We start from the raw sequence: 24636 nt of genomic DNA on the forward strand, positions 1-24636 counted from the left end.
TTTTCGGGCAAATACCCATGAATGGTCGAATCCTCTCTGCGTGCCTCTGCCTCTCTGCTTTCACCTGCGCTGCCGCACTCGCGCAGCAAGCAGGTGTTCCCGATCTCAGCAAGCGGCAGACGGCCGCGCCGGGGGATGCTCCTGCGGACGCAGGCCCGCTGGCAAGCGACTTGTCGCCGGCGATGACGAAGCGTGACATCGCCAAGGCGGTGCAGCGTGTTGCCGACTGGCAACTGCAGCGGCTTCCCGCGGAAGCGCAGTACGACTGGACCTTCGCCGCGCTGTATGCGGGGATGATGGCGGTACCTACGGACGTCTCCGGCGACAAGTACCGCACAGCGATGCGGCGCATTGGAGATGAGCTCGCGTGGCAGCCTGGACCGCGCATTTTGCATGCCGACGATCAGGCTGTGAGCCAGATGTACCTTGAGCAGTACATGCTCACAAAAGACGAGCGCATGCTGGCGCCCACGCGCACGCGCATGGATGCGGAAATCTCCACTGCCGACGACGGCACGAAGCCGCTGTGGTGGTGGTGCGACGCGCTGTTCATGGCGCCGCCGGTGCTCGCCGATCTGGCCGCGATTACCCACGACGACAAGTACTGGCAGTTCATGGATCATCAGTGGCACATCACCGACAACCTGCTCTATGACAAGGACGAGCATCTGTTCTCGCGCGATCTCACCTTCATGGACAAGCGCGAGAGGAACGGCCGCCGGATCTTCTGGTCGCGCGGCAATGGGTGGGTGATGGCGGGATTGGTGCGCGTGATCGATCGCATGCCGGCTGACTCACCGCTGCGCGCGAAGTACGTTGCGCGCCTGCAGCAGATGGCTGCAGCGGTCATCAAGGTGCAGGGAGCCGACGGCCTGTGGCGTCCAGGGCTGCTTGATCCAGACTCGTATCCGCTACCCGAAATTTCAGGCAGCGCATTCATCACCTACGCGCTGGCATATGGAGTAAACCACAAACTGCTTCCAGCCGCGACCTATTCGCCGGTAATTCATAAAGCGTGGGCGGGAATGTTGAAGCACATCTTCGCCGACGGGCGGCTGGGGTGCATTCAGCCGGTGGGCGCCGCGCCCGCGCCATTGAGCCAGACTTCGAGTTACGTCTATGGCGTTGGTGCGTTTCTCATCGCGGGGTCTGAGATGTACAGCACCGCGCGCTGAGGGTCTCGCTTCGTGTTCAGTTAATGCGTGTTGGCGCGACTCGAAAGATTCATGGTTCCGGGCGCGAATCTTTGCGTCTATATAATGTAAGTGTCTGCTCCCCAATTGTCAGGCCTCTGTCAGCGGACTTGCAGACGCTTCATCGCTCGTTGACTTCATGAAGTTGCGACCAACCATCTTCGGGATTGTCGTCTCCATGCTGTTCCTGTTAGTGCCCTCGCTCAGGGCGCAGGACGGACTGCGAGGAGCGCTGTCTCGCGAAGCTACGATGGTGCATCAGCTGCTGGGCTTCGAACAGCACCTGGCGGCAGCCGACTTCGACAACGACCAGCTACCCGATGGAGCGCTTCTTCTGCCGGCCGGGTTCTCAAGCGGCGAGAGATCGTTTCGTGTCGAGCTTCACATCACGTCGGGCAATGGTGGAGTCATCACCTTCTCCACCGCGGAGCGCGGCCTCTCGATTTCGGCGCTCGACGTAAACCGCGATGGTGCGCCGGACATCGTCATCGAGAAGGCGTTCACGCATCAGCGGCTTGATGTATATCTGAACGACGGGCACGGCGCTTTCCACAAGGGCCGGCTTGAGGATTTCACAGCGCCTGATCCCTCGGCGCCGAAGTGGCAGTCAAGCACAGAGCAATTCTCTCCATCTGTCTGTCTCCCCGCGACACGCAGCTCTGAAGCAGCAGGTATACAAAACGCGTGTGCCGCCTACCTGGACGATACACGTGACTGCGGGCTCTCGTTCGATGCGCCGCGGGTGCAATCGCCGGCCAGCGCAGCTTCTCCATCGCGCGGGCCTCCTTCTCTGTTGGCTCTATAGCTTCTTCCAACTCACACAAATCCTGAGGACCTGTCAGGTCCTGCGCGTGTGTCATGGCGAGCCGATGCTGCGTCGGTGTGTCGTGCCGCAACGCTGAACCCTCGAGAGAGACAAATGAAAGAGAACTGCATATTCCTCAGCCGTGCAGGCTTGCTGGTCGCGGCCTCACTGAGCATGGGCATCACTGCGTGCCATCAACAGCCCTCTGCGTCGGCCTCAAGCGGCAGCTCACAAGCATCGGAAGAGCCGGTCCGCTATGTTGCGGCTTCAGAGCAGGCGGTGGAGGACCAGTTGGACCTGAGCGCGAAGGTGCAGGCCGATCCTGCGAAGTCGTACCGCGTGTTCGCACCGGCCAGTGGACGATTGCTCGGCATCCAGGTGAAGCCGGGCGACATTGTGAACCGCGGCGAGACGCTGGCGACGATTGACAGCGCCGATGCCGCGGCTGCGCAGTCAGACATGGCGAAGGCCGAGATTGAGGCCGAACGGGCACAGCGCGCGGCAGATCGCGAGAAGGTGCTCTTCGATCACGGCGCCATCGCAGAGAAGGACTACATCGATACGAAAGCGGCTGCCGATTCCGCGCAGGCAGAGCTGGCGCGATCGCGGCGGCGCCTGGAAGTGCTGGGGATGACGCCGGGGGCAAAGACCGATCGGATCCCGCTGCTCTCGCCTAGCCGCGGCATCGTGTTGACGGTGAGCGCCGCTCCGGGGGAATTCTCAAAGTCGCTCGATAACTCCGACCCGCTGCTGACCATCGCCGATTTGTCGACGGTGTGGATTTTGGGCGATGTCTTTGAGAAGGACATTGCCAAGGTTCAGCCCGGCACGAAGGTGACGGTCACAGTGGACGCCTTCCCAGGCAAACAGTGGGACGGGCGGATCGAATCGGTGTCGGGTGCGCTTGATCCGGTGACGCGCACGCTCAAGGTCCGCGTAGCTTTGCCGAATGCGGGCGAGAAGTTGAAGCCCGAGATGTTTGCGGCGATTCACGTGGATCTCGGCAACCACAAGGCGATCGTTGTTCCATCGACGGCTGTCATTCATGAAGGGCAGTCGACGGTTGTCTACGTTGAGGTGAACGGCAAGCCCGAGCAGCGCAACGTGACGACGGGTCGCGCGGTAGATGGGAAGGTTGAGATCACCGCGGGGCTTGAGGCCGGGCAGCAGGTTGCAGTGAATGGCGCGGAGCTTCTGACCGGAGGAGCGAGCCAGCCATGAAGGCACTGATTGCGACGATTCTTCGCTATCGCGTCATCGCGTTGATCGCGATGGGTGCGTGGCTAGCTGCGGGAACGTGGGCCGTGTTGCGACTCGACATTGAAGCGTATCCTGACCCATCGCCACCCCTTGTGGATGTCATCACGCAGAACCCGTCGTGGTCTGCGGAGGAGATGGAGCAGCAGGTCACAGTGCCGATTGAAACGGTGCTCAATGGCATTCCACATCTTGAGTATGTCCGCTCAACGAGCCTCTTCGGTCTAAGCGATGTGAAGCTCTACTTCGATTTCGATTCCGATTATTATGCCGACCGGCAGGAGGTATTGAATCGGCTTCAGACGGTGACGCTGCCGACCGGACTGCAGCCGCAGCTATCGCCGTGGTCCGCGGTGGGCGAGATTTATCGCTATCAGTTGAAGGGGCCAGCCTACAGCTTGAACGAACTGAAGGCAACGCAGGACTGGTTTGTGGTGCGCGAGTTGAAGCAGGTGCCGGGGACCATCGACGTGAGCACCTTTGGCGGAACGACGAAGCAATACCACGCCGACATCGATCCCAATCGACTGCTGCAGTTCAACGTCACGCTTCCGCAGATCATCACCGCGATTACTTCGAGCAATCAGAACGTGGGCGGTAACTATCTGCAGATTGGCGACCAGAACGTGAACGTGCGCGGAATAGGACTGCTGGGCGGCATCAAGGAGATGGGGGCGGTGCTCATCGCCGAACATAACGGCGTGCCTGTTTACCTGCGCGATGTGGCGGATATTAAAGAGGGTTTTCAGCCGCCACTGGGGCGCGTGGGACGGAACAACGAGTCGAACATTGTGAAGGGCACGGTGCTGCTGCAGCGCGGTGAGCAGTCGCTGCCTGCACTGAAGGGCCTGCGCGAGAAGGTGAAGGCTCTGAACTCGGGAATTCTGCCACCCGGGATGAAGATCGACACGATCTACGACCGCACTACGCTGATCGACACTACAACGGAGACGGTGTGGCACATCATTCTCACTGGCCTCGGGCTGGTGACGTTGCTGCTGCTGGTGTTTCTCGGCGACTTTCCGCTCGCGATGGTGACGGCACTGACGATTCCGTTCGCGATTCTGTTCGCGTTCGGGTTGATGTCGGCCACGGGGCACTCTGCGAATCTGATCTCGATTGGAGCGATCGACTTTGGCATCATCGTCGATTCGGCAATTGTGGTTCTCGAAAATATCTACCGTCGCCTGCACGAGGCTACGAGCGATGAGCATCGGATCGATCTCATTGCAGAGGCGAGTTCGGAGGCAGCCAAGCCGGTGCTCTTCTCCACGCTCATCATTCTGGTGGCGTTTATTCCGCTGTTCACGATGAAGGGCGTGCCGGGGCGGATCTTTGCGCCGATGTCGTTGACCTACAGCTATGCGCTTACTGGGGCGCTGTTGTTTGCGCTGCTGTTCGCGCCGGTGCTGGCGTCGTTCCGGCGCAAGGTACGCAGCGGGCACACGGCCGATCCGCGGCAAGTGCGCTGGCTCAAGCGGCACTACGAACGCATTCTTCTGCGGGTGGTGCGAAACCCGAAGAAGGTGCTGGCGGCTTCAGTGCTGCTGCTGATCGCGGCGCTGGCATGCTTCGGGGTGGTCGGAGGTGAATTCATGCCGCCGCTGGAAGAGGGCAACCTGTGGATCCGTACTACCGTGCCGCAGGATATTTCTTTGGATTACGCGGTGAAACTGGCCGATGATATGCGACACATCCTGGGCTCGTTCCCCGAAGTGAAGCAGGTGGTCTCACAGGTGGGCCGGCCTGACGACGGAACGGATCCTACAACTTTCAACAACATTGAGTTTGAAGTGGATCTCAAGCCACCGTCGGAATGGAAGACGGTCCACAGCAAGGATGAGTTGATCGATGAGATGAACAAGGCGCTCGGCAAGTATCCGGGAGTGTCATTCAACTTCTCGCAGAACATCCAGGACAACGTGGAAGAAGCGATGTCAGGCGTGAAGGGCGAGAACTCACTCAAGCTTTTTGGCGATGATATCGAGGTGCTGGCGGGCACGGCCAAGAAGATTATGGACGTGATGGGCAAGGTCCCCGGCATCACCGATTTGGCGGTATTCAAGGAGACAGGGCAGCCGAACCTGATTATCTCCATCGATCGCGCCGCGGCAGGGCGCTACGGGTTGATGGCTTCGGATATCAACGCCGCGGTTCAGGCGGCGATCGGCGGAACTGCTGCGACACAGATTCTTGAGGGCGACAGGCGCTTTGACTTTGTTGTGCGCTACCAACCGCAGTATCGCGAGAACGTGGACGCGATGCGCAATATTTTGCTGGCAACTGCGGACGGGAGCCACGTGCCGCTGGGCGAGGTTGCCAGCATCGGATTCCGCGAAGGCGCGTTCATGATTTATCGCGAGAATGGGCGGCGCTATATTCCGATCAAGTTCAGCGTCCGCGGGCGCGACCTGGCCGGCACCATTGCGGATGTGCAGGGAAGGCTCGAACGCTCAGTCAAGCTACCCGAGGGATACCACTTTGAATGGGCCGGCGAGTACGACAGCCTTCGCAAGGAGCAACGCCGGCTCGCCATCATTATTCCGATCACTGTGGGGGTGATTCTGGGTTTGCTGTACGTTTCGTTCAACTCCCTACGGGACGCGCTTGCGGTGATGTCGGTGCTGCCCTTCGGCATCGCGGGCGGTGTGTTGTCGCTGCTGATCTCGGGCACGCCGTTCAGCATTTCGGCGGCGGTGGGATTTGCGTCAGTCATCGGAGTAGCGACGCTGGGCGGATTGGTCTTCGTTGCCGGCATTCGGCGCGCCGAGGCGCATGAACACGGGATGGAGCATTCCATTGTCCGCGCCAGCGTGGGCGAAATGCGTGCGGTGCTGATGGCGTGTCTGGCAGCGGGCCTGGGCCTTCTTCCCGCTGCGGTATCGCACGGTATCGGAGTGCAGGCGCAGCAGCCGCTGGCGCGCGTTGTGGTGGGGGGAATGGTCACTACCACCTTCGCGATTCTGATTGTCGTTCCCGTGATTGCAACACTCGGACTGGTCACTACTGGCGCCGTGGAAGGAGAGGCATAACCCATGATCAAGGTATTTGGAGTGTTCTCTTCCTCATTGATGCGAGTGGGCGTTCTGGCCGGTTGTGTTGGCGCTGCCATTACCGCGCACGCACAGCAGCCCGCCTACACGTGGGAACAGATCCACGATCTGTTTCTGCGATCGAATCCGATGTTACGGGCGCAGGAGCAGAGTATTGTCTCGAATCGCGCGGCGGAGATCACTGCGGGCCTGCGGCCGAATCCTACGTTGCAGAACGACACCACGTCTTCGACGGTTGGGATTTACCAAGAGTTTGAGATCGGCGGAAAGCGCTCGGCGCGGCTGGGTAGCGCCAAACTGGCCACGCAGATTTCGCAGACCGACTCGGCGGACACGCGCAGGACGCTGACGCTCAGCTTGCGGCAGGCGTTCGTTTCGGCGCTGCAGGCCAAGTCAGATCTCGAATTTGCACACGACAACCTTGCGAACTATCAGAAGACTGTGGACATCGATAACGAGATGTTCCAGCACGGCGAGATCTCGCGGGCGGACTTCTTGCGGATTCAACTGCAGATGATGCAGTTCCAGACCGACCTTGACGATGCGACGCTGGAGATGAAGGCGGCGAAGGCTGCGCTGAGAGGATTGCTGGGCGCTGCGAACCTACCGCCGGATTTCGAGGTTGAAGGCGAACTGAAGGCGCAGCCGTTCGACAAGGATTTGACGGAGCTTGAGAAGCAGGCGATCGAGAATCGCCCCGATCTCAAATCAGCTGAAACGGGCCGGGCGAAGGCCGCGGCCGACCTGCGGCTTGCAAAGGCAAATGCATGGCCTGATCCGACGATCGGCCTTTCGTACCTGCACACCGGAAACGAGATTGGGCGGCCGGATTGGTTCCAGCCCTTCTATCCGAAGGGAAGTTCGTCGAATGCAATGGGGATTGGGATCTCTTCGATTCCGATTCCGATCTTCAATCGCAACCAGGGTGAGGTTGCGCGGGCACAGTCGGAACAGGTGCGTTCGCAACTGCTGGCTGATGCGTCACGAGCGCAGGTGGTTCAGGATGTGGAGTCGGCCTACGCTGCTTTCACGTCCGCGCGCGAACGCCTGCACATGTATGAGCAAACCTACCTTGGCTTTGCGAAGGAATTGCTGGATATCGAGGAGTTCTCATTCCACAAGGGTGGCGCTTCGATTCTGGACTTTCTGGATGCGCAACGCACGTATCGAGCGACCCAACTGGCTTATCGGCAACAGCTTGCTTCCTATCTGAATGCGTTGGCGCAACTCCAGACGGCGGCGGGGATCGACCTAACGCCGTAACTTCCCTGCCCTGCCTGGCGGCTGTTATCGGTCACTGAGCTGGGAACGGGCGTACGTCTTCGGGGCTCGAAATGTCGAATCCCATCTTTTTGCATTGACAACAAACCGACCGGTCAGTATTGTCTTGACATGCTGCAGTGCTGCCCTCTCTGTTTGTCCTCTGGGCCGGTCGGCAGCGCACATCTCAGACTCAATTGTGAAAGGTGAATTGCTTCATGAAGGTCCTCCTCGCTTCCGCCGCGCTCCTGTTTGCCACCTCCGCCTTTGCCGCGCCGGCCAGCCTTACAGGCGACTGGTCGATCCACAACAACATTGCCGGAAACGAGAGCGATCAACCGTGCAAGCTGGTACAGACAGATAACACGATCGCCGGCACGTGCAAGACTGCCGACGGCGGCGACACACCTGTGACCGGCAGCATCGACGGCAATAAGGTGACCTGGAAGTTCGACATGGACTACAACGGTACCGCCCTCACGCTGACCTACACGGCGACGCTTGACGATTCGGGCAAGGTGGCCGGCAGCGTTGAGGTGCAGCCCTTTGGTGTCAGCGGCGACTTCACGGCGACTCCGGCGAGCGCCAAGTAATCGGACCGACTCGGAACTGCTAAGGCTGCTTGGAAGCACCGCCGTTGGGTTTACTGCCGGCATGGCAGGGGGCATGGAGGGGCCTGCCGGTGACGATCTGGTTTGCCTCGTCCATGCCGGGCAGCTCATCGAAGTTCCAGCGCGGGGGAAGCGCGAAGACGTAGCGCTTGTTCTGGCCAAGCTTCTGCGGCGGGACGGGCGCGGCGCTCACCATGAGCTCCTCTTGCTGGACCCGCTTCCACTGGGCCTTGGTAAAGACGAGGATGGGGATGTCTTCGCGGGGATCGGCGTCTGTCCAATGCGGACTGCGGATCAGCAGCCTGGGACCGGATGCTGCAGCACCGACGCTCGTCGCGGAGCTCTGCCACTTCTGCTCGATGACTTTATAGCCGGCCCACTGAGACGGCAGATCGAAGCAGAATCCATACTGTGCGTTGTTATAAACGGTTTGACCGGGATTGGGCGGCGTTACGGGGGTCCTCTGCTCATCCGCGCGCAACGCTTGTGCCGAAACGGGCAGCGAGAGGGCCATTACCGCCAATGCGAGCAGGATCGCTCTTCTCATAGCTTGAGGTTACGCCCGGAGGCACGGAAGGTTCCACGCGCGGGCGATTGTGCGGGCGGGGTCTGGATGGAAGTGGCTCATTTGCCTCAGAATGTTGGTATCTCGTTCCAGATGGGAAAAGATGATGCCAAACCGTGGTCGCCTGCAAGCAACCGTATTGAGCCTTTTCGTGGCTCTATCGCTTCCAGTTTTCAGCCAGACGAAATCATCGAGCGACGCGGGCGCAAAGCGTCCATGGATGGACACGTCGCAACCGATCGATAAGCGCGTGGATGCGTTGATTGGGCAGATGACGCTCGAAGAGAAAGCGCAGCAGATGCGCGATCATGCGCCGGCTATTCCGCGGCTGGGCGTGCCCAAGTATGACTGGTGGAACGAGGGGCTGCACGGCGTCGCGTTCTCAGGGTACGCGACCAACTTTCCGCAGGTGATCGGGATGGCGGCGACCTGGGATACGCCGCTGGTGCACCAGATGGCGGAGACGATCTCGACCGAGGCCCGCGCCAAGTACAACCAGGCAATGCGGCAGAACCAGCACGAGGCGTTCTTCGGGCTGACGTTCTGGGCGCCGAACATCAACATCTTCCGCGATCCGCGCTGGGGCCGCGGGCAGGAGACCTACGGCGAAGATCCTTTCCTCACCGGGCGGATGGCGGTTGCGTTCGTGAGCGGGATGCAGGGCAGCGATCCCGCACACTTCAAGGTGATTTCGACGCCCAAGCATTTTGCGGTTCACAGCGGACCGGAGAGCACTCGGCATCGGGCGAACGTCGATGTTTCGAATCACGATCTGGAAGACACGTATCTGCCGGCGTTTCGAGCAGCAGTGACCGAGGCGCATGCGCAGTCCGTGATGTGCGCTTACAACTCGATTGATGGCGCACCGGCGTGCGCGAACGACATGCTGCTGAAGGATCATCTGCGCGATGCGTGGCACTTTGATGGATATGTTGTGAGCGACTGCGCAGCGGTGGCCGACGTATTCACCGGCCACCATTATGCAGCCGATATGCCGCATGCCGCCGCCGCTGCGGTGCGCTCGGGGACTGACCTCGAATGCGGCTACATGGAAGGGCAGGCGTTTCCTTCGCTGGTGGATGCGGTGCACCAGAATCTGATCACCGAGGCGGAGGTGGATCGCGCCTTGCATCGGCTGTTCGCGGCGCGGTTCCGGCTGGGGATGTTCGATCCGCCGTCGAGCTATGCGTATGGCCGCATCGGCATGGACGAGAACAACACGCCGCAGCATCGGCAGCTTTCGCTGAAGGCGGCGCGTGAGTCGATGGTGCTGCTGAAGAATGAAGGCGCGCTGCCGCTCAAGGCGGGCGTGAAGAAGATCGCCGTGATTGGGCCGACGGCAGAGCTGGTGCAGTCGCTGCAGGGGAACTACAACGGGCCGCCGCCGAACCCGGTGTATCCGCTGAATGGGATCGAGAAGCGCTTCAAGGGTGTGCAGGTTGCGTACGCGATGGGATCAACGCTGGCCCAAGGCTTCGCCATGCCGATCGAGCACACGGCGCTGCATCCGGCGGCGGGAAGCAGTGAGTACGGACTGAAGGGCGAGTACTTCGCTTCTCCGGATTTCAGCGGTTCGCCGGTGCTCACGCGTGTGGATCGCAACGTGAACTTTAACTGGGACAAGGTGGTTCCGGTGAAAGGGCTGCAGCGCAATAACTACTCGATTCGGTGGAGCGGCATGTTTGTGCCGCCGGCGCCGGGCGACTACCGGCTGGGCGTGCGGATCAATTACTGCTACGCCTGCGAGAATGCGGAGGAGTTTCGGCTGTATGTCGATGACAAGCTCATGGCGAAGAGCGGCGCGAAGAGCGCAGAGCGCGGCGAGGTATTCGAGTCGCCGATTCACCTCGACAACACGAAGCCGCACGCGATCCGGCTCGAGTATCTGCACAAAGAGGGCACGGCGGGAATCGATTTGACGTGGCAGGCTCCAGCCGAGGTGCTTCGCGAGGAAGCGGTGCAGCAGGCAAAGGGTGCCGACGTTATCGTCGCATGCATGGGGCTTTCGCCTTCGCTTGAAGGCGAGGAGATGCCGGTGAAGCTGGAGGGATTCTCAGGTGGAGATCGCACCGAGATTACTCTGCCGGATGCGCAGGAGGAGTTGATAAAAGCGCTGGTCGGAACGGGGACGCCGGTTGTGGTGGTGCTGCAGAACGGGTCGGCGCTCGCGGTGAACTATGCAGCGGAGCATGCGGCGGCGGTCCTCGAGGCTTGGTATCCGGGCGAGGAAGGCGGCACTGCGATCGCGGAGACTCTGGCGGGCGATAACAATCCTGCGGGACGGTTACCGGTTACGTTCTACAAGTCACTGGCGCAATTGCCGTCGTTCGACGACTACGGGATGAAGGGCCGGACATATCGGTATATGACGGAAAAGCCGCTGTACGGATTCGGGTATGGGTTAAGCTACGCGACGTTCAGCTATGGCGACATCAAGGTCGCGGCGAATTCCGTGAAGGCCGGCGAGCCGGTTCGCGTTCAGACGCAGGTGACGAATACCGGCAAGGTGGCGGGCGATGAAGTTGCTGAGTTGTATCTTGCGCAGCCGCAGACGGAGGTTTCGCCGCGGATGGTTCTGGCGGGGTTCAAGCGCATTCATCTTGAGGCGGGGAAGTCGGCGAATGTCGATTTCGAACTGGACCCGCGGACGCTGTCAGAGGTGGATGCGGATGGCAAGCACGTGATCATGCCCGGCGAGTACAAGGTGTACGTGGGAAGCACGCAGCCGGGGGATCAGACTCGGACGGCGACGTTCACGGTGAACGGCAAGGCTGAGTTGCCGAAGTAAAGCAATCGGGACAAACAAGACGGCTCGCGCTGATTGCGCGAGCCGTTTTGTTTTGCGTATCCGGAACCGCAGATTCCCTGCGGGAATGACAGAAAGAAAAGCAAAGGCATCGGGCTGGGTGGGGCTCGTTGCTTTCCCACCCTAAACGCAAACGACGCGTTTAGGATGGGGCACGGGAGGTCTGGGACCTAGCGTGCGGGGACGGCTGCTACTTCTTTGAAGGCGAGCTTGGGCTTGCCTTCGCGGTCGAAGAGGAGCGGATAGGAGGTGCGCCCGCGGACCGGCCAGTTGTTGAGCCATGATCCGGCGTCGGTGACGCCCCACAGAGTGACGCGGGTTACGGCATCGCGGTGCTTCCACCAGACGGCGAAGAGGTCGGCGTAGCGCTTTGCGAGTTGCTGCTGGACGTCTTCGGGCAATCCGTTGGGATAGGGGTTAAGCTTGGGATTTTCTTTGATGTTGAGAGAAACGTCGGCGGTGTGTCCCCAGGCGGAGGGCAGCACGTCGATATCGAGCTCGGTGATGGCGACTTTGACGCCGGCGGCGGCGAGTTCCGTGACCATGGCATCTTCGTCGGCCGCGGTTGCGCCGTCGAGGTGCAGGTGCGCCTGATTGCCGACGATGGCGACGGGAACTCCCGCTGCCTTGAGCTTCTTCACGATCTCAATGGCGCCCTTGCGCTTGGCGGGAGTTTCGAGGTTGTAGTCGTTATAGGTGAGCTGGACGCTGGGGTCGGCTTCGTGGGTATACTGGAACGCCTTCACGATGTAATCTTCGCCGATGATCTTCATCCAGGGCGACTGGCGGAGCGTGCCGTCTTCATTGAGGGCTTCGTTCACAACGTCCCAGCTGCCGATCTTGCCCTTGTAGCGGCCCACGACGGTAGCGATGTGGTCATGGAGCCGCTGGAGCAGCGCGTCGCGGGTGATCGGATTGCCCTTGTCATCCTTGAAGACCCAGGCGGGCGTTTGCGCGTGCCAGCAGAGGGTGTGGCCCACGATGAACAGGTGATGCTTTATGCCGAAGTCGACATACTTGTCGGCCATGGTGAAGTCGTACGCATCGGGCTTGGGATGAATTACCTCCCACTTCATCACGTTCTCAGGCGAGATGGAGTTGAACTGCTCGACAATGAGCTTGTCGCCCTCAACGTCTTTGCCGGTGATCTGGGCCGTGTTGATGGCGGCACCCACTACGAACCCGCCGTGGAAAGCATCCTTGAGCGTGGTTGGTGCAGGAGCCTGGGCGACGGCGGCCAAACTGAACAAGCATGCGGTTGAAGCTATGAGTAGATTGCGGTACTTCGGCATTTGATTCACTCCGATGGTTTATGCAGAAAAGCTTTTGCGGCGTTCGGCCAAGTCTTGCGAGATGGTGAGGTTCAGGTTCCTATCGATGCCATAGAAGAGCAGGCTTACGGCTGCGGCAAGGAACGCTGCGCCGGAGTAGACGGACGCGGTGAGGCGGATGCCGAGCAGCGCATGCTCGGTCTGAACGGCGTTCGATTGATAGCCGTAGAGCGAGAGCAGCCAGCCGGCGACGGCAGCGCCAATGGCCAGTCCTACCCAGAGGGCGAAGACCACAGCGGACGTTACGGTGCCCGTGGCCCGGCGGCCTGTCTTCCATTCGCCGAAGTCGGCCACGTCGCCCATCATGGACCAGAGCACCGGACCGGAGCAGCCGAAGAGGAACTGGCGCACCACTTCCAGCGCAATGATGGCAACGGTCGCCGAGGCGGGCAGGAAGAAGAGCGCAATGGCGCAAATACCGACCAGCAGCATGCTCCAGAAGAAGACCGTCTTCTTGCCGAGTCTTTTGGTGAGCGCGGTGGAGCAGGTGACGCCGACGAGCAGAGAGGCCAGTCCGAAGCCGTTGAACCAGCTGAAGAGGATCTCGTTGCCGGCGCAGTATTTGAAGTAGGGCAACATGACGTTGCCGCGGAGCACGAGGGCGGTGAAGTAGAAAACCGTCGCCAGGAAAAGGGCGATCCACGGGCCGTTCTTCATCAGGTCGGAAAGGTCTTGGGAAACTGAAGACTTCTGCTTGGGATCGGGCTGAATGCGCTCCTTGGAGACGGCGAAGGCGATGAGGAAGAAGATGATGCTGACGCCGAGGAAGCTGCCCATGGTGAGCTGATAGCCGCGCGACCGGCTGCCGTGGCCGAGGTACTTGACCATCGGGATGGCGAGCGCTTGAACGATGAAACCAGCGAGGTTGGCGAAGAACTGGCGGTAAGTGGCGATGCTGTTGCGCTCGTTGGGATCGTCGGTCATGACGCCGTTGAGCGAGGCATAGGGCACGTTGTTAACCGTGTAGACGAGTCGCAGAAGCAGGTAGGTAACCCAGGCGTAAGCGAGCTTGCCGCCCATGCTGAGGTTGGGCGTGGTAAAGGTGAGGATGCCGATGACGCCGAAGGGCACGGCGGTCCAAAGCAGCCAGGGGCGGAAGCGGCCGGAGCGGGTATTGGTGCGGTCGGCGATGACGCCCATGACTGGATTGAGGAAGGCCATTCCGAGGCCGATGACTAGGAACATGGTTCCGGCCTGGGCGGGGGTGAGGCCGAAGGTGTCGGTGTAGAAGTCCACCTGCAGGGCCAGCATGGCCTGAAAGATGAAGTTGGCCGCCATGTCGCCCAGGCCGTAGCCAAACTTCTCTGAGAATGAGAGTTTTCCGCTGTTGCTGCTCATCGGTCTCCTGCTTCCTCTACCCCGCGCCGTGCGGGAAAGACGGCCACGCGAAATCGGCTCGGCGCAGGCCGATTTTCGAACTGCGCTGCCGCCGTAGCTTTGATTCGTAGTCACGCAACTATATCGCTTTACTAGGAAGGCTGGCTACTGCGAAAATGGCTGCGGCATTCTCCCGGGAGAAAGCAAATTCGAAGCGAGGAAATACCGTGACCAAACCTGCGACCCTGAACTGCCATGTCGGCTTCAATGCACAGCATTCGCCCATGGGCGCGTTCATGAGCTTTACCTGCGGAAACTTCGGGACGCGCGGCGGCATTGGGCTGCAGATTGGGCAGCCGGGCGACCAGGAGGTCTTTATCGGCTTCAAGGACGGCGACCGGTACTCCGATGCGACGCTGAAGTGCCTGCCGTTCTATACGGCTGCTGTAGACCGCTCGGCCGATGCGTTCCTGGTTGAGCAGGCCGGCCCCGCGGAACAGAATGTGAAGCCGGATGCGGTGGCGTTCACCGAGAAGGAGATTGCGCGCGCTTACGGATGGGCGAGCGACCGCTGGGTTGCCGATGGGCTGAGCTTCACGGTGTATTCGCCGTTTGGGGCGATTCCTGATCCCGCGGTGGATGATGAGCAGCGGATGCGCGAGGGACTGCTGCCCGCGGTGATTGCGCGGCTGGAACTCGACAATACGGCTGGCAAGGAAACGAAGACTGCGATGTTTGCGCTAAATCATGCGCGGACGGGCAGCCGGATTCTTAATGACGATCTGGGCAGCGGGCGTGTGGCCTGGGCTTTCCGCCGCGAGGCGGGTGGGGCGGCCGAGCTGCGGGATTTCACATCGTCAGAAGAAGGCTCAAAGATTGATGCGGAGCCGTTCATCTTCATGCGCTGGTCGGCGAGTGACGGCGTGCGGGAGCGCTACAACCCGGTGCACCTGCTGGGGTCGTGCCCGGGATTCGGATTCGAAGTTCCGGCGGGCAAGAAGTACGGCATCACAATCGCGCTCGGGTCGTATCTTGAGGGCTTCCAGACGAACGGGCTGGATGGGCGCTATCTGTATACCCGCTATTTCAAGGGACTGGGCGATGTGCTGAAGATGGCACTGGACAATTCGGCGAAGATGATTGCCTCGGCGGAAGCGCTCGACAGCAAGCTCGCAGGCACGGCACTCTCGGAAGATCAGAAATTCATGATTTCGCACGCGACGCACAGCTATTACGGCAGCACGCAGTTGCTCGAAATTGGCGAGCTGCCGTTCTGGGTGGTGAACGAAGGCGAGTACTGCATGATGAACACGCTCGATCTGTCGGTGGATCACGTGTTCTGGGAGCTCGAGCACAATCCGTGGCTGGTGCGGAATCTGTTGGACAACTTCGTACGCCTCTACAGCTACAACGACGAGGTGAAGGTCTACAAGTCAGAGTTTGCGCCTTCGACCGAGACGATGCAGATGGATCCCTCGCAGACGCCGCCTCCGCCGGATGAGGCACAGCTCAAGCGTCCTTACGAAACGAAGCCCGGCGGCATCAGCTTCTGCCATGACATGGGCGCGCACAATAACTTCTCGCCCAAGGGCCGCAGCAGCTACGAGCTTGCGAACCTGACGGGATGTTTCAGCTACATGACGGTGGAGCAGCTCTGCAACTGGTCGCTCACCGCCGGTTGTTACGTCGCCAAGACACGCGACCTTGAGTGGCTGAAGGCGAACAAGACGGTGGTGGATGCGTGCCTGGCGAGCATGATTCATCGCAGCGGCGACGTGGGCTTTGCGCAGTTCGACAGCACACGCTGCATCGGCGGGCAGGAGATCACGACGTACGACTCGCTGGACCACTCGCTGGCGCAGACGCGGAATAACGTCTATATCGCTGTGAAGTCGTGGGGAACGTACAAGGCTCTGGCGCTCATGTTCCGCGAGCTAGGCGATGCGGCGAGCCAGGCGAAGTGCGAAGAGCTGGCTGCCAAGGTGGCCGCCGTGGTTGCGGACCAGGCTGTAGACGGCGTGCTTCCGGCAATCTTCGAGAAGTCGAACCCCGGATACGGCTCGCGCATTCTGCCCGCCATCGAGGGCTGCATGTATCCGCTGTACTTTGTGAACACCGGGTTTGCGGGCTGCACGCTGGACCAGGTCTACAGCTCGCCTGCGGAGAAGCGCATGTTCGATGTGCTGGAAGAGCACACACGCAATCTGCTGCTCGATCCGGAGCGGCGCAATCTGTTTGCGGATGGCGGGATCAAGCTGTCGTCGACCAGCAACAACTCGTGGATGAGCAAGATCTCGATCTTCATGCACGTGACGCGCAAGGTCTTCCACCTGGACGAGGACCCGAGGGTGGCCGAGGTGCTGCGCAACGCCGATGCCGCGCATGTGAAGTGGCAGACCGAGGGCAGCTCGTACTGGGCATGCTGCGATCAGATCGTTTCGGGTGAAGGCAAGGCAAGCCGCTACTATCCGCGCATCATCACAAGCGCGCTGTGGATGGAGTAGCCGGACTGCGGGGCGCATGCCGATGACGGCGTGCGCCTGAACCCGTTTCGATTTCGCTGAACTCAAGCCTCGCATCGGCGGTTAGAATCTTCTCTGAATCGCGTGGTCACATTCAGGAAGAGGGCAGCGCCAAATGGTCAAACGGGGACGAGGGAGAAGGACGGCGGGTGCGTGCCTGCTCGCTTTGTTGCTTGCGGGAACGGCGGGTTTGGGCCAGCAACAGACTTCTGGCGACGAGCATGCGACCGCCAGTGCAAGCGCGGGACATTATGAGCTGCACAATCGAGCCGTCGCGGCGGGCTTCGTCACCAAAGGCGAGCACATTGACGAGCTGCTGATTACGGACCGGCTGCACAATGCGCTGATCCCGATTCCGCAGCCGTTCGCGATCCTGATGAAGGACGGGACGATCTACCGGGCTGAGAATGTCGCGATCGCCGGCCAGGTGGCGCAGGAGGAACTCGCGCCGCGGCCGGCGGCATCGCGCATGTCCGATCGCATTCATGGGCAGCAGATCGATGTGCCGTTGGAGACGCCGGATCACGCGCTGCACCTGACGTGGTCGCTGGTGCTGCGGGATGGGTCGCAGTACATCCGTCAGTCGCTGACCATCGCGGCGGCGGATCATGCTGCGGCGATAAGCCGGGTGCAGCTCATCGACCTGGCGCTCGCCCATGCCCAGGTGGCGGGGTCGGTGGAGGGATCGCCCATTGTTGCCGACAATCTGTTCGCGGGGTTCGAACACCCCATCTCGCACAGCAAGGTTACGGCGGGGCGGGCGACTGCCTGGATCGACCGGGATCTGCCGCTCAAGGCGGGGCAGTCCGTTACGTACTCGGCAGTGATTGGTGTGGCGCGCGAGGGGCAGATGCGCCGCGACTTCCTCGCTTACGTCGAACGCGAGCGCGCGCATCCCTACCGCACATTTCTGCATTACAACTCGTGGTTCGATCTCGGGTTTGGCAACGACTTTGATGCGCAGGGCGCGGTGGATCGCGTGAATGCCTTTGGGCGCGAACTGAAGGAAAAGCGCGGCGTCACGCTCGACTCGTATCTCTTCGATGACGGGTGGGATGGGCATCATTCTCTGTGGAAGTTCAACGCCGGCTTCCCTGACGGCTTCACGCCGGTGAAGCAGGCGGCCGAGAAGTACGGCGCCGAGCCGGGCGTGTGGATGTCGCCGTGGGGCGGCTACGGGAAGGCCAAGCAGGAGCGTATTGAATTCGGTAAGTCGCAGGGATATGAGATTGTCGCGGGTGGATACGCGCTCTCCGGGCCGAAGTACTATGCGGCCTTCCGCGATGTGGCGCTCGACATGATGCGCACGTACGGCGTGAACCAGTTCAAATTCGACGGCACCGGGAATGTCGACTCGGTGTTCCCGGGCAGCCAGTTCGACAGCGACTTTTCGGCCGCCATTCATCTGATCGACGAGTTGCGCGCGGCCAAGCCTGACGTGTTCATCAATTTGACCACGGGAACATGGCCGTCGCCATTCTGGCTGCGGTATGCCGACTCGACTTGGCGCGGCGGGGATGATGACAATGCCACCGGAGTGGGGCCCTATCGGGAGCGCTGGATCACGTATCGCGACGCTGAGACGTATCAGAACATCGTGCAAGGCGGCCCGCTCTACCCGCTCAATTCGCTGATGCTGCACGGCATCATCTATGCGAAGCAGCATCCGCATCTAAACAAGGACCTGGATAACCGTTTCCGGAACGAGGTGCGGTCGTATTTTGGCACCGGGACTCAACTGCAGGAGATGTACATCACGCCGGAGCTTCTGACAGATCAGAACTGGGACGACTTGGCCGAGGCTGCGAAGTGGGCGCGCGACCGGCAGGAGGTGCTGAAAGACACGCACTGGGTGGGGGGCAATCCCGCGTGGCTCGAGGTCTACGGCTGGGCTGCGTGGACTCCGGCGAGGGCGACGCTGGTGCTGCGCAATCCGAGCGACAAGCCCCAAAGCATTAAGCTGAAGCTGGCGGATGTTTTCGAGCTCCCCGCCGGCGCCGCGCAGAACTACACGGCCAAGAGCCCGTGGAAGAGCGATGCGGCCCGGCCCGCCATGGACTTGAATGCGCGGGCGGAGCATGAGTATCGCCTGGAACCCTTTGAAGTGCTCACGCTGGATATGACCGCACGGTAAGCGAAATCAAACTCAACTCCCTGAATGGAAGGAAATGATGCAAGCACCTACTCTTCTTGTGATGGCGGCCGGCATGGGCAGCCGCTACGGTGGACTGAAGCAGATTGATCCTGTCGGTCCCGCAGGTGAAACCATCATCGATTACTCGATCTACGATGCGATGCGCGCCGGATTCGGCAAGCTGGTCTTCGTGATTCGCAAAGATATCGAAGAGCCGTTTAAAGAAACGGTCGGCGCGCGGTTTGAGAAGCGCATCCAGGTTGAGTACGCCTTCCAGGAGCTCGACAAACTGCCTGCCGGCTTTACGGTGCCTGAAGGCCGCACCAAGCCCTGGGGGACCACCCAGGCGGTGCTGATGGCGGAGGACCTGATCCACGAGCCGTTCGCTGTGATCAATGCTGACGACTTCTACGGCGCCGAGAGCTACCAGGTGCTGGCCGATCATCTGAAGTCCGGCACAGCTGACTACTCCATGGTGGGCTTCATCCTGCGGAACACGCTTTCCGATTTCGGCTCGGTGGCTCGCGGCGTGTGCCGCGTGAGCTCTGACAATTTCCTGCAGCGCATTGAGGAGCTGACCAACATTGAGCGCGACGGCAACGGCGCGAAGAATACCTCTCCCGATGGCACCGTGACGAAGCTCAGCGGTGACGAGCCGGTCTCAATGAACTACTGGGGGTTCACTCCGCAGATCTTCCCGCAGATCCGCCAGGTCTTCGAGCGCTTCCTTGAGAAGAACGGCAAGGAGATGAAGGCGGAGAGCTACATCCCGATGGCGGTGGGCGAGTTGGTTTCTGATGGAGAGGCGAAGGTCAAGGTGCTGCAGTCGCGCGATCCGTGGTTCGGCGTGACTTATCGCGAGGATCGGCCGCGCGTGGTCGACAGCATTCGCGCGCTGGTGGATGCGGGCAAGTATCCGAATCCGCTGTGGTCATGAGCGCCGAGACAGCCAACGAGGCGCCGGCTCACGAGGCCGGCGCTGTTCTCGCCGATGTCGCCGGCAAGTTTCAGATCGCCGGCGCTTTCCGAGCTGCCGAACCCTTCGGCAATGGTCTGATACATCGCTCATACCTTGTTACGGCTGATTCGGGCGCGCGATACATCTTGCAGCGCGTGAACACGCGCGTGTTTTCGCAGCCTGTGGCGCTGATGGAAAACATCGACCGCGTCACGGCGCACTTATCCAAACTCGCCGCACAGGCAGGCAGGCGGGCGCTCCAACTCGTGCCTGCACTCGAGGGGCGCTCGTGGTGCGTGGATTCTGCGGGCATCTACTGGCGGATGTATCGGTACATCGACAACACACGTACAGCGGAGCAGATTGAGAGCGCGGAGCAGTGCTTCACGGTGGCGCGCGCGTTCGGCGATTTTCAACTTCAGCTCGCTTCCCTTCCCTTGCCGCGTCTGCACGACACCATTCCGGGCTTTCACGACACGCCGAATCGCATCCGCACTTTGGAGCGGGCGATTGCCGCCGATGCTGCCGGTCGCGTGAAACTCGCGGGGCCGGAGATCGATTTCGTGAACGCGCGTCTGGCGTTGGCGCGAGTGCTTCTGGATCGGGACATGCCCGAACGCGTTACGCACAACGACACCAAAATCAATAATGTTCTGCTGGATGCCGGGACGGGCGAGGCGGTCTGCGTGATTGATCTCGATACGGTGATGCCGGGGCTGGCTGTGTATGACTTTGGCGACATGGTGCGTACGGCGACCTGCCAGGCGGCCGAGGACGAGCGGGACCTCGGCAAGGTTCACGCGCGCTTCGACTACTTCGAGGCGCTCGCGCGCGGGTACCTGGCGGGCGCTGGTGAGATGCTCACACGAGATGAGAAGGAGTCGGTCACGGCGGCGGGAAAGCTAATCACGTTCGAGCAGGGGGTCCGCTTCCTCACGGACTATCTGGGAGGCGACACGTACTATCCCGTTTCCCGCGACAGCCACAATCTGGATCGCACGCGGACGCAGTTCCGGCTGCTTGAATCAATCGAGGCCCAGGAACGTCTAATGGAACAGGTGGTTCAGTCACTCATATAAGTTGAGTGCCTGGGTGCTCGGGCAGCGAACAAATGCCTATGGCACTAGAATGAAAGATACGGGGTTGCGATCCTTAACGGGATCTGCAATGCCTTGGAAACACGGAGCTTACAAAATGCCTTTGTTGAAGACCTCGAATCCGGCCCTTGGTGAGAACACATTCCGCAACGCCGGCGGCGGCTACGGCGGCGGACTGATCGACGCGACAGCGCGGATGACCCTCAGCGGCACAGTGAACAAGACCGGGCTGCTGCTGATTCTGGCGTTCGCCTCGGGAGCGTGGACGTGGTTTAAGTACCTTTCCGCTGGAAATCCGGGCGCAGTTGGTGGGCTGATGATGCTGGGCGTCTTCGGCGGGTTTATCTGCGCCATGGTCACCATCTTCAAGAAGGAATGGGCGCCGGTGACCGCGCCGCTCTACGCGCTCATGGAAGGCCTGTTTCTGGGCGGCATCTCGGCCATGTTCGATCAGCGCTACCCGGGCATCGCGATCCAGGCAGTGGGCCTGACGTTCGGAACATTGTTGGCGCTCCTGCTGGCTTACAGCGCACGCATCATCAAGGTGACGCAGAAGTTCGCGCTAGGTATTGTCGCGGCGACGGGCGGCATCGCGCTGTTCTACTTCGCGCAGATGATCCTGGGCTTCTTCCACATCCAGTTCCTCTCGAGTGTGAACGGCTCGGGGACGATCGGCATCCTGTTCAGCCTGTTCGTCGTTGCCATTGCCGCTCTGAACCTGGTGCTCGACTTCGACTTCATCGAGCGCGGCGTGAACTACGGTGCGCCCAAGTACATGGAGTGGTACGGCGCGTTCGGCATCATGGTTACCCTGGTGTGGCTGTACCTGGAGATTCTGCGGCTGCTGGCCAAGACGCGCAGCCGCGACTAAGCAGCCAGGTGGCTCCATTTCAAAAGCCTGCGATCCGGTTCGGTCGCAGGCTTTGCTGTTTCTGGACGTTGTTTAGGCTTAGACGCGGACGACCTTGATTCCAAGCTTTTCGAAGGGAGTCACGGCTTCCTGCGTGGCTCCTGAATCTGTGATCAGCACCTGAACCTCATTCGCCGGACAGATAAACGCGGGGCTGACTTTGCCAAGCTTGCTTGAGTCGGCCGCGATGATCACGGACTTGGACTGCTTGATCATCTTGCGATAGACGAGAGCTTCGTCCGCCTCCAGCGAGGTGGCTCCGCGTTCAGCGTCGAAGCCGGTGACGCTGAGGAAGACCTTGTCCATGTACATGTTTTCAAGGAAGTTGAGCGCGGCGTTTCCGCAGAGCGCGAAGGACCACGCCCACAGAACTACGCCACCGGTCAGGTAAGTGCGGATGGCGGTCTGGTTGCAGAGCTCCATGCCGATGTTGATGGCGTTGGTCACCACCTGGATCTGGTCGCGATGGCGCAGGCTGCGGCCGATGTGCGTTGTGGTGGTGCCGGCCGAGAGGCCCACGGTTTCGCCTGCCTCAATCAGCTCGGCTGCCGCGAGGCCGATGCGGCGCTTTTCGTCTGCATGGCGCTGCTCTCGGGCGAGAAATGAGCTGTCATAGCGGAAGGGCTCGTAGAGCAGGGGCTCTACCAGCTCCGCACCCCCGTGGGTGCGGCGGATGAGACCGCGCGCCTCAAGACGCGCGAGATCGCGGCGGATGCTTGGCGCGGACGATCCCGCGACGGCCAGCAACTCCTCGATCGTCGCCGATCCGGAGCGAAGCAGGTACTTCACGATTTGCTCGGAACGGCGAGTTATCGATTCGGACATGATGGCTCTGCAGCGTTCTCCCTCGAAATAAAGGCCTTCAGGTCGGCGCTTGAATCATACATGAGCGTTGCCGTTTCGATCGATCTCTTTCAATGAAGTGATCATTTTCGTCGCAATTTGACAGGCTGGAGCGGCCGGAATGGGGTTGGCAGCCTTGGCCTGCAGCCGGTAGATTCGGATTCAAGCTCCCTGATTTCTGAATTCATCCGAGTTGAGGGTACAGTCAGTTGACGAATCGAAAAAGGCTTAGAGGCGTCGTTGCTTGCGCGGTTTTGTCCGCTGGCTTTATGACGTTCGCGCAGAATCCGAGAGTGGCGGAGGCGGCGTCCGGCTCCGACATGGATCGCGATCTGCTTGAGGTTTCGGTTCCGCAGCTCGAGCAGTTTTATAGCGGACATCGATATACCGTTACCCAGGTTGTGAACTGGTACATCGCGCGGATCCGGCGGTACAACGGGGTGTATGGCGCGATTGAGGATCTTGATGTGAAGGGCGCGCTGGAGACGGCCGCGCGGCTGGATTCGGATGGGAGCTCACCGGCGAATCGCGGACCGCTCTGGGGCGTGCCCATCGTGATCAAGGAGAACACCAGCGTTGAAGGGCTCGTGACCACGGATGGCTGGAAGGGCTACGTCATTCCGGGGCATGAGTTTGTGGCTCCCAAAGACGCGACGATTGTGGCCAAGCTGCGTGCAGCCGGGGGGGTGATTCTGGGCAAGACCAATATGCCCGATTTTGCGGCGAGCGACACGAACCGCAGCAGTTCTTATGGGCGGACCGGGAATGCCTATGATGTGCGATTCAGCCCGGGTGGGTCGTCGGGCGGAACCGTCACTGCGGTCACTGCGAACATGGCGTTGCTGGGGAATGGGACGGATACGGGCAACTCGATCCGCATGCCAGCGGCGACCAGCGCCGTTGTTGGGGTGTTTCCTACGCGCGGGCTGGTCAGTATTGCGGGGATCGCGCCGCTGGATTGGCTGCTGGACAACACGGGGCCGATCGCCCGGAATGTCACCGATGCGGCGATTGCACTGACGGTGATGGCTGGACCTGATCCGCTGGACCCGGCGACGGCCGAGTCCAAGACGAAGGCACAGCCGGGACCGTACACCGAATACCTGAAGACGGATGCGCTGAAGGGAAAGCGGTTTGGCGTTCCGGCTTTCATCCTGGCGGGCGCGGGGATTCCGTTCCAGGGGATTCCGGCGGGGGAGAGCCGCGAGCAGGCGGCAGAGGATCGCCGGTCGGCCGAGATTCCGCTACGGCCCGAGACACGCGCGGCGTTCATGAAGGCGATTGAGGCACTGCGGGCAGCGGGTGCGACGGTGGTGTTCGATGACTCGATTCTTCCCGGCAGTTTTGCGGAGACGGCTTCGCACATCGGCACGCTGCCCTACATCCGCGAGGGCACGGAGAAGTACCTCGCCGAGTTTGGGCCGGCTCAGTATCGGTCGCCGGAGGAGTACGAGCGGGCGCTGGGATCGCCGCTGCCGCCGGTCATCATCGGCGGAGGCAAGCCAGGGACGCTGACGGTGGATCCGCGCCCGGTGGTGAAGCAGCAGCGGTTCGAGGGCAATCCGCAGGCGGAGGCAGATGTGCTTGGGCCGCGGCGGCGCGCGCTGGCGATGTATGACGAGACGCTGGACCGGATGCACCTGGATGGGTATGTGTATCCGGCGATTCAGATGCCGCCGCCAGATGAGACCTTGCCGCAGGACGGCAGGATCAGCGAAGGCCCGCACAGCGATACGAGCTGGGTGAACATGCTGGGCGTGCCTGCAGTGGTGGTGCCGGCGGGCTTCTACGAGAGCGGGCTGCCGTTCGGGCTCGAGATTTCAGCGAGGCGGTGGCGCGACGGCGATCTGCTGGGCTGGGCGTATGCCTTCGAGCAGGCGACGCACCTGCGCAGGCCACCGGTCCTGGTGGACAAGGGACTGCTGCCGATCAATCCCTTGCGAGTCGAACGATAGGCCTGCGGCATGTTGCGGC

The 24636-nt window shown here is 61.0% G+C and carries 17 protein-coding genes; 13 read left to right on the forward strand and 4 right to left on the reverse strand.

Going from position 1 to position 24636, the window contains the following annotated elements:
- Nucleotides 1-17: 17 nt before the first annotated feature.
- The 6 genes from MOP44_RS00765 (at nt 18) to MOP44_RS00790 (ending at nt 8161) form a co-directional block, all read left to right on the forward strand.
- Complete coding sequence (locus MOP44_RS00765) at nt 18-1175, forward strand: glycoside hydrolase family 88/105 protein (protein ID WP_260793985.1); 1158 nt, start codon at nt 18-20, stop codon at nt 1173-1175.
- A 157-nt stretch (nt 1176-1332) separates the two neighbouring features.
- Complete coding sequence (locus tag MOP44_RS00770; protein WP_260793986.1) at nt 1333-1998, forward strand: FG-GAP repeat domain-containing protein; 666 nt, start codon at nt 1333-1335, stop codon at nt 1996-1998.
- Nucleotides 1999-2112: 114 nt separating this feature from the next.
- Entirely contained in the window at nt 2113-3219 is a 1107-nt protein-coding gene (locus MOP44_RS00775; protein WP_260793987.1) for an efflux RND transporter periplasmic adaptor subunit, read from the forward strand.
- Entirely contained in the window at nt 3216-6287 is a 3072-nt protein-coding gene (locus tag MOP44_RS00780) for an efflux RND transporter permease subunit (RefSeq protein ID WP_260793988.1), read from the forward strand. The genes MOP44_RS00775 and MOP44_RS00780 overlap by 4 nt, the downstream gene beginning before the upstream one ends.
- Before the next feature lie 3 nt (nt 6288-6290).
- On the forward strand, nt 6291-7571 hold the full coding sequence (locus MOP44_RS00785; protein WP_260793989.1) for a TolC family protein: 1281 nt from the start codon (nt 6291-6293) through the stop codon (nt 7569-7571).
- A 215-nt stretch (nt 7572-7786) separates the two neighbouring features.
- Entirely contained in the window at nt 7787-8161 is a 375-nt protein-coding gene (locus MOP44_RS00790) for a hypothetical protein (RefSeq protein ID WP_260793990.1), read from the forward strand.
- A 19-nt stretch (nt 8162-8180) separates the two neighbouring features.
- Here MOP44_RS00790 and MOP44_RS00795 read toward each other — a convergent pair whose 3' ends face one another.
- A complete protein-coding gene (locus tag MOP44_RS00795; RefSeq protein WP_260793991.1) occupies nt 8181-8726 on the reverse strand; it encodes a hypothetical protein in 546 nt (181 codons plus the stop codon).
- A gap of 169 nt (nt 8727-8895) precedes the next feature.
- Between MOP44_RS00795 and MOP44_RS00800 the strand changes: the two genes are divergently transcribed.
- The gene (locus MOP44_RS00800; protein ID WP_260793992.1) at nt 8896-11532 is read left to right on the forward strand and encodes a glycoside hydrolase family 3 protein; all 2637 of its coding nucleotides are present in this window, start codon (nt 8896-8898) and stop codon (nt 11530-11532) included.
- A gap of 188 nt (nt 11533-11720) precedes the next feature.
- Here MOP44_RS00800 and MOP44_RS00805 read toward each other — a convergent pair whose 3' ends face one another.
- Both MOP44_RS00805 and MOP44_RS00810 read right to left on the reverse strand, forming a co-directional pair.
- Nucleotides 11721-12842, reverse strand: coding sequence for an endo-1,4-beta-xylanase (locus MOP44_RS00805; protein WP_260793993.1), 1122 nt, complete (start codon nt 12840-12842; stop codon nt 11721-11723).
- Between the two features lie 18 nt (nt 12843-12860).
- Nucleotides 12861-14219 (reverse strand): MFS transporter, encoded by a 1359-nt coding sequence (locus MOP44_RS00810; RefSeq protein ID WP_260793994.1) that lies wholly within the window; start codon nt 14217-14219, stop codon nt 12861-12863.
- A 206-nt stretch (nt 14220-14425) separates the two neighbouring features.
- Between MOP44_RS00810 and MOP44_RS00815 the strand changes: the two genes are divergently transcribed.
- The 5 genes from MOP44_RS00815 to MOP44_RS00835 all read left to right on the forward strand — a co-directional run bounded on the left by MOP44_RS00815 (nt 14426) and on the right by MOP44_RS00835 (nt 21780).
- Nucleotides 14426-16702: a glycoside hydrolase family 52 protein gene (locus tag MOP44_RS00815; protein ID WP_260793995.1), complete on the forward strand. Its 2277-nt coding sequence runs from the start codon at nt 14426-14428 to the stop codon at nt 16700-16702.
- 133 nt (nt 16703-16835) lie between these two features.
- A complete protein-coding gene (locus MOP44_RS00820) occupies nt 16836-18854 on the forward strand; it encodes an alpha-galactosidase (protein WP_260793996.1) in 2019 nt (672 codons plus the stop codon).
- 34 nt (nt 18855-18888) lie between these two features.
- Nucleotides 18889-19791, forward strand: a complete 903-nt coding sequence (locus tag MOP44_RS00825) for a nucleotidyltransferase family protein (protein ID WP_260793997.1) — start codon at nt 18889-18891, stop codon at nt 19789-19791.
- A complete protein-coding gene (locus MOP44_RS00830; RefSeq protein ID WP_260793998.1) occupies nt 19788-20891 on the forward strand; it encodes a phosphotransferase enzyme family protein in 1104 nt (367 codons plus the stop codon). The genes MOP44_RS00825 and MOP44_RS00830 overlap by 4 nt, the downstream gene beginning before the upstream one ends.
- Nucleotides 20892-21006: 115 nt before the next feature.
- Entirely contained in the window at nt 21007-21780 is a 774-nt protein-coding gene (locus MOP44_RS00835) for a Bax inhibitor-1/YccA family protein (RefSeq protein WP_260793999.1), read from the forward strand.
- A gap of 78 nt (nt 21781-21858) precedes the next feature.
- Here the strand turns inward: MOP44_RS00835 and MOP44_RS00840 are convergent, their stop codons facing one another.
- A complete protein-coding gene (locus tag MOP44_RS00840) occupies nt 21859-22644 on the reverse strand; it encodes a DeoR/GlpR family DNA-binding transcription regulator (protein WP_260794000.1) in 786 nt (261 codons plus the stop codon).
- Nucleotides 22645-22931: 287 nt separating this feature from the next.
- On the opposite strand from MOP44_RS00840, the gene MOP44_RS00845 reads away from it, so the two are divergent.
- Complete coding sequence (locus tag MOP44_RS00845) at nt 22932-24617, forward strand: amidase (protein WP_260794001.1); 1686 nt, start codon at nt 22932-22934, stop codon at nt 24615-24617.
- Nucleotides 24618-24636 lie beyond the last annotated feature (19 nt).

The organism is Occallatibacter riparius (assembly GCF_025264625.1).
Lineage (GTDB): Bacteria > Acidobacteriota > Terriglobia > Terriglobales > Acidobacteriaceae > Telmatobacter > Telmatobacter riparius.